The following is a 5,651-nucleotide window of genomic DNA, read 5'->3' on the forward strand; positions in this document are numbered from 1 at the left end:
GACACCATCACCGCGAACGAGGTCGGCTGCACCACATCCACCCGATCCAGCGAAGGCGCACCCTCCACCTGACGCACCACATCCAGCAACGACCACTCCACGAATGGCTCCAACGCCGCCGCACATTCGGCCATCCGCCCGGCGAACACCCCCGACTCCTCCAGCAGGGCGGCCCCCATCCCCACCCACTGCGCCCCCTGACCCGGGAACACCCACACCATCCGACCGTCCACATCGGCCACACCCCGCACCACACCGGGCACCGACTCACCCGCACCCAGCGCACCCAGCCCCGCCAGCAGACCCTCACGATCCCCGCCGACCACCACCGCACGGTGCTCGAACACCGACCGCGACGACACCAGCGAGAACGCCGTATCCACCAGACCCAGCTCGCCGCGCGTGTCCATGAACGCCGCCAGACGGCCTGCCTGAGCGCGCAACGCCTCAGGAGTCTTCGCCGACACCACCCACGGCACCACGCCCACGGCCGAACCGGTATCACCGGCCTCCGGTTCCGCGACCTGCGGCCCCTGCTCAAGGATCATGTGTGCGTTGGTGCCGCTGATCCCGAACGACGACACCCCCGCCCGGCGCGGGCGGCCCATATCCGGCCAGTCCATGGTCTCGGTCAGCAGTTCCACCGCGCCAGACGCCCAGTCCACATGTGACGACGGCTCGTCCACGTGCAGCGTCTTGGGCAGCACCCCGTGCTGGAGAGCCATGACCATCTTGATCACGCTCGCCACACCGGCCGCCGACTGCGCGTGCCCGAGATTCGACTTGATCGACCCCAGCAGGATCGGCCGGTCTTCCGGCCGGTCCTGACCGTAGGTCGCCAGCAGGGCCTGCGCCTCGATCGGGTCACCCAGCGTCGTCCCGGTCCCGTGGCCCTCCACCACGTCAACCTCGGCGGGAGACAGCCCGGCGACAGCCAGCGCCTGACGGATCACCCGTCGCTGCGAAGGGCCGTTCGGCGCCGTCAGCCCATTGGACGCACCGTCCTGGTTGACCGCCGAACCACGCACCACCGCCAGGACCTGATGACCGTTGCGCTGAGCGTCCGACAACCGCTCCAGCATCACCAAGCCGGCGCCCTCGGACCACCCGATGCCGTCCGCCGAGTCGGAGAACGCCTTACACCGGGCATCTTGCGCCAGCCCGCCCTGCTCACCGAACTCCGCGAACGCCCCGAGAGTCGTCATCACCGTCACACCACCGGCCAGGGCCAGTGAGCACTCCCCATTGCGCAACGCCTGTGCCGCCATGTGGATAGTCACCAGTGACGATGAACACGCAGTGTCCACCGTCACCGCCGGCCCCTCCAGCCCGAAGGTGTAGGAGATCCGGCCAGAGGCCACGCTGCCCATCAGGCCGGTCATGATGTAACCGAGAGACTCCTCTCCGGGCGCGTAGCCCGAGCCGGAGGCACCGATGAAGACGCCGGTCTCACTGCCCCGCAACGAGTCCGGATCGACGCCTGCGCGTTCGAAGACCTCCCAGGCCGTCTCCAGCAGCAGGCGCTGCTGCGGATCCATCGCCAGCGCCTCGCGCGGCGAGATCCTGAAGAACTCCGCGTCGAACCCGGGTGCGTCGGAAACGAACCCGCCCTGCAGGCCCAGACCGCTATAGCCTTCCCAGCCGCGGCCGGCCGGCAACGGGGTCATGACGTCCTGCCCCTCGACGACCAGCCGCCACAGATCCTCCGGAGAGCTCACCTCTCCGGGATAACGGCAGGCCATCGAGACGATGACGATCGGGTCGTCCCCGACCGAGACCGCGGCCACCGGCAGGATGGCGTCGCCGTGCGCGCCGAGCACCTCGCTCAGCAGGTACTCACCGAGCACGGCGGGGGTGGGGTAGTCGAAGACGAGAGTGGAGGGCAGCCGCAGCCCGGTGGCCACGTTGAGCCGGTTGCGCAACTCGATCGCGGTCAGCGAGTCGAAGCCCAGTTCGCGGAACTCCCGCCTGACGTCCACCGCCGTGGAGTCGGAGTGTCCCAGAACGGCTGCGGCCTGAGTGCGGACCAGATCGGTCATGAACCGGGTCCGGTCGGCCTGCGTCAGCCCGGCCAGTTGCCGCACCAACGCTCCTTCATCAACCGCACGCGCCGCCGCTGCTGTACGGCGGGTGCCGCGCACCAGCCCGCGCAACAGCGGCGGCACCAACTGAGCGGGCATCGCCGGTATGTTCAGCAGGACCGGGAGAACCAGCGGTGCATCCGACCTCAGGGCCGCGTCCAACAGCGCCATACCCTGCTCGGTGCTGATCAGCGGCAGCCCGGCCGAGGTGATTCGCTGCACATCGGCCTGCGACATACTCCCGGTCATCCCGGTCTCCTGGGCCCACAAACCCCACGCCAGCGACAACCCCGGCAACCCCTGCGCCCGGCGCCGCGCCATCAACCCGTCCAGCCATACATTGGCCGCCGCGTAGTTGCCCTGCCCCGCGGTGCCCGTCACGCCGGCGAACGAGGAGAACATCACGAACCCTGCCAGGTCCAGGCCCTGGGTCAGCTCGTGCAGGTGCCAGGCCGCGTCCACCTTCGGCCGCAACACCCCGGCCAGCCGCTCCGGCGTCAGCGAGGCGATCGTGCCATCGTCCAGCACACCGGCGGTATGGATCACCGCGGTCAGCGGGTGCCCGTTATCGACCTGCGCGAGCAGCGCCGCGACCTGATCGCGGTCGGCCACATCACAGGCGGCGACCGTGACCTCGACACCGTGCGCGATCAGCTCGGCCCGCAACTCCAGCGCCCCCGGAGCCTCCAGACCCCTGCGGCTGGCCAGCAGCAGGTGCCGCACCCCGTGCTCGGCCACCAGATGCCGGGCCACCTCCACCCCCAGACCACCGGTACCACCGGTGATCAACACCGTGCCCTCCGGGTCCCAGACCCGGGGCATGGTCAGCACGATCTTGCCGGTGTGCTTGGCCTGGCTCATGAACCGGAACGCCTCCCGGCCCCGGCGCACATCCCACGCCGTCACCGGCAACGGCCGCAACTCACCGGCCGCGAACAGCTTCGCCAGCTCGCCCAACATCTGCCGCAACCGCTCGGGGCCGGCATCCGCCACGTCGAACCAGTGATACTCCAGCCCCGGGAAGCTCTCCTGCTCGCGGATGTCGAGCTTGCCCAACTCGATGAACCGGCCACCCGGACGCAGCAGCCGCGCCGAGGCGTCGATGAACTCTCCCGTCAGCGAGTTGAGCACCACATCGATGCCCCGCTCACCACACACCTCCCGGAACCGCTCCTCGAACTCCACACTCCGCGAGGAGGCGATGTGGTCATCCGGGATACCCATCGAACGCAGCACATCCCACTTCGCCGGGCTGGCGGTGGCGAACACCTCCACCCCGAGCCGCTGCGCCAACTGGATCGCCGCCATCCCGGTCCCACCGGTGCCCGCGTGCACCAGCAGCGACTCACCCTCCCGCAACCCGGCCAGATCCATCAGACCGTAATAGGTGGTGAGGAACGCCACCGGGATCGTCGCTGCCTGCTCGAACGAGCAGTGATCGGGGATCTTCACCAAGATCACGGCTTCGGCGACGACCACCGGGCCGAACGCGCCCTCGGCCAGACCCATCACCCGGTCCCCCGGCCGCAGGTCCTCGATGCCGGGGCCGACCTCCAGCACCACACCGGCGACCTCGCTGCCCATCAGGCCGACCTTGTCCTGGAACCAGCCCAGCGCGTTCAACCCGTCCAGCAGATCCCGGAAGTTCACCCCCGCCGCACGCACCGCCACCCGAACCTGCCCGGCCTCCAGCGGCTCGACCGCCTGCGGGAACGCAAGCAACTCCAGCGCGTCCAGGCTGCCCTTGGCCCGGCTACCCAACCGCCATGAACCCTCACCGACCGGCGGCAGCAGACCCGCCCCCGACGCCAGCGACGCCAACCTCGGCGCCCGCACCCCACCGTCACGCACCGCCACCTGCGGCTCATCCAGCGCCGGCATCGCGAGCAGTACATCGCGCAAAGTGGCGAGCGAGGAATCCTGATCATCCAGGTCGACCAGGACGAATCTGCCCGGATTCTCCGACTGCGCCGACCGCATCAGGCCCCACACCGCCGCGGCCGCCAGATCGGTGACCGCCTCGCTCTCGCTCACGGCCACCGCGCCCCGCGTGATGACCACCAGCCGCGAATCAGCACACCGCTCATCGGCCAGCCACCCCTGCAGCAGGCCCAGCACCCCAGTCGTCACCGCATGCGCCGAGATCGCCTCGTCCCCGGCCTGCCCGGCCCCGACCTCGACCAGCACCACCTCAGGCACCGGCCCCGCCTCGGTCAGTGCCGACAGATCACGATGAACCGCGACCGACTGGCCGGCCGACTTCCACACTCCGGCAAAGCCCAGCGGGTCCGGCTCGAACCCCGCAAAACCGACCGCTGCCACCGGTACCGGATCGACCATGGGGAGTTCCGGCAGCGGAGCCCAGTCCAACCGGAACAACCCGTTCCCCACCGTCTCCTGCCCGCCATCCGCGGTGGCGAGTTGGTCGGGCGAGAACGGGCGCAGCACCAGCGACCGCGCCGACAGCACCGGCTCCCCGGCAACGTCCACCGCGACCAGCGACACCGAGTCGGCAGCGGTCCGGCTCAGTCGCACCCGCAGCATCGCCGCCCCGGTGGCGTGCAGGCTCACCTCTCCCCAGGAGAACGGCAACCGCGTCCCCACCTCGTCGTCCAGACCGGCGAACGTCGAAGCGTGCAAGGCCGCGTCCAGCAACGCCGGGTGCACCCCGAACGCACCCGCACCCGACAGCGCCTGCTCGGGTAACGCGACCTCGGCGAATACCTCGCCCCCCTCGCCCCACCAGGCCGCCCGCAACCCTTGGAACACCGGGCCATAGACGAGCAACCCCTCGGCCAGCCGGTCATAGAAACCGTCCAGCGCGATCGCGGTCGCACCTGCCGGTGGCCACACCTCCGCATCGAACGGCACGACGGCCCGGCTGCCCGTGGCGAGCGTGCCGGTGGCGTGCCGCACCCACGGCACCTCCTCGGCCGCGTCCGCCGGGCGGGCGTACACGTTCACGCTCCGGCGACCCGACTCCTGGGCCGCGCCCACCCACACCTGCACCGCGACGGCATCGGCCTCGCCCAGCACCAGCGGCGCGACCAGGGTCAGCTCCTCCACCAGGTCACAACCGACCTGGTCACCGGCCCGAATCGCCAGCTCCAAGAACCCGGTCCCCGGGAAGAACACCATCCCGGCCACAGCGTGATCGACCAGCCACGGATGCGAACGCAACGACAACCGCCCGGTCAGCAGCACCCCGTCCGAGTCGGCCAGACCGACCGCGGCACCCAGCAACGGGTGATCCGTCGCGGCCAGTCCCGCCGCGGCCACATTCCCAGCTCCGGCTCCCGTTCCCTCGGGCCAGAACCCCTGATGTTGAAAGGCGTAGGTGGGCAGGTCGACCCGCCGCCCGCCCGCCAGCACCTGCCGCCAGTCCACCTTCGCCCCACGGACGAACAGCTCGGCCGCCGAAGTCAGCACCCGCTCCAGGCCACCGTCGTCGCGGCGCAGCGTCCCGGCGATCACGGTGACGGCGTCGGTCTCGTCCACACACTCGCCGATGCCGACCGTCAGCACCGGATGCGGACTCACCTCCACGAACACCCGATACCGCTGCTCCAG

Annotated in this window: 1 protein-coding gene; it reads right to left on the minus strand. The window is 70.2% G+C overall.

What is annotated here, in order from left to right; genetic code table 11:
- The coding region (locus tag AB0J58_RS43875) for an SDR family NAD(P)-dependent oxidoreductase (protein ID WP_364227524.1) at positions 1–5,621 on the minus strand (5,621 nt) is incomplete at its 3' end.
- Positions 5,622–5,651: the final 30 nt, after the last annotated feature.

The organism is Streptosporangium sp. NPDC049644 (assembly GCF_040675205.1).
Classification (GTDB): Bacteria; Actinomycetota; Actinomycetes; order Streptosporangiales; family Streptosporangiaceae; genus Streptosporangium; species Streptosporangium fukuiense.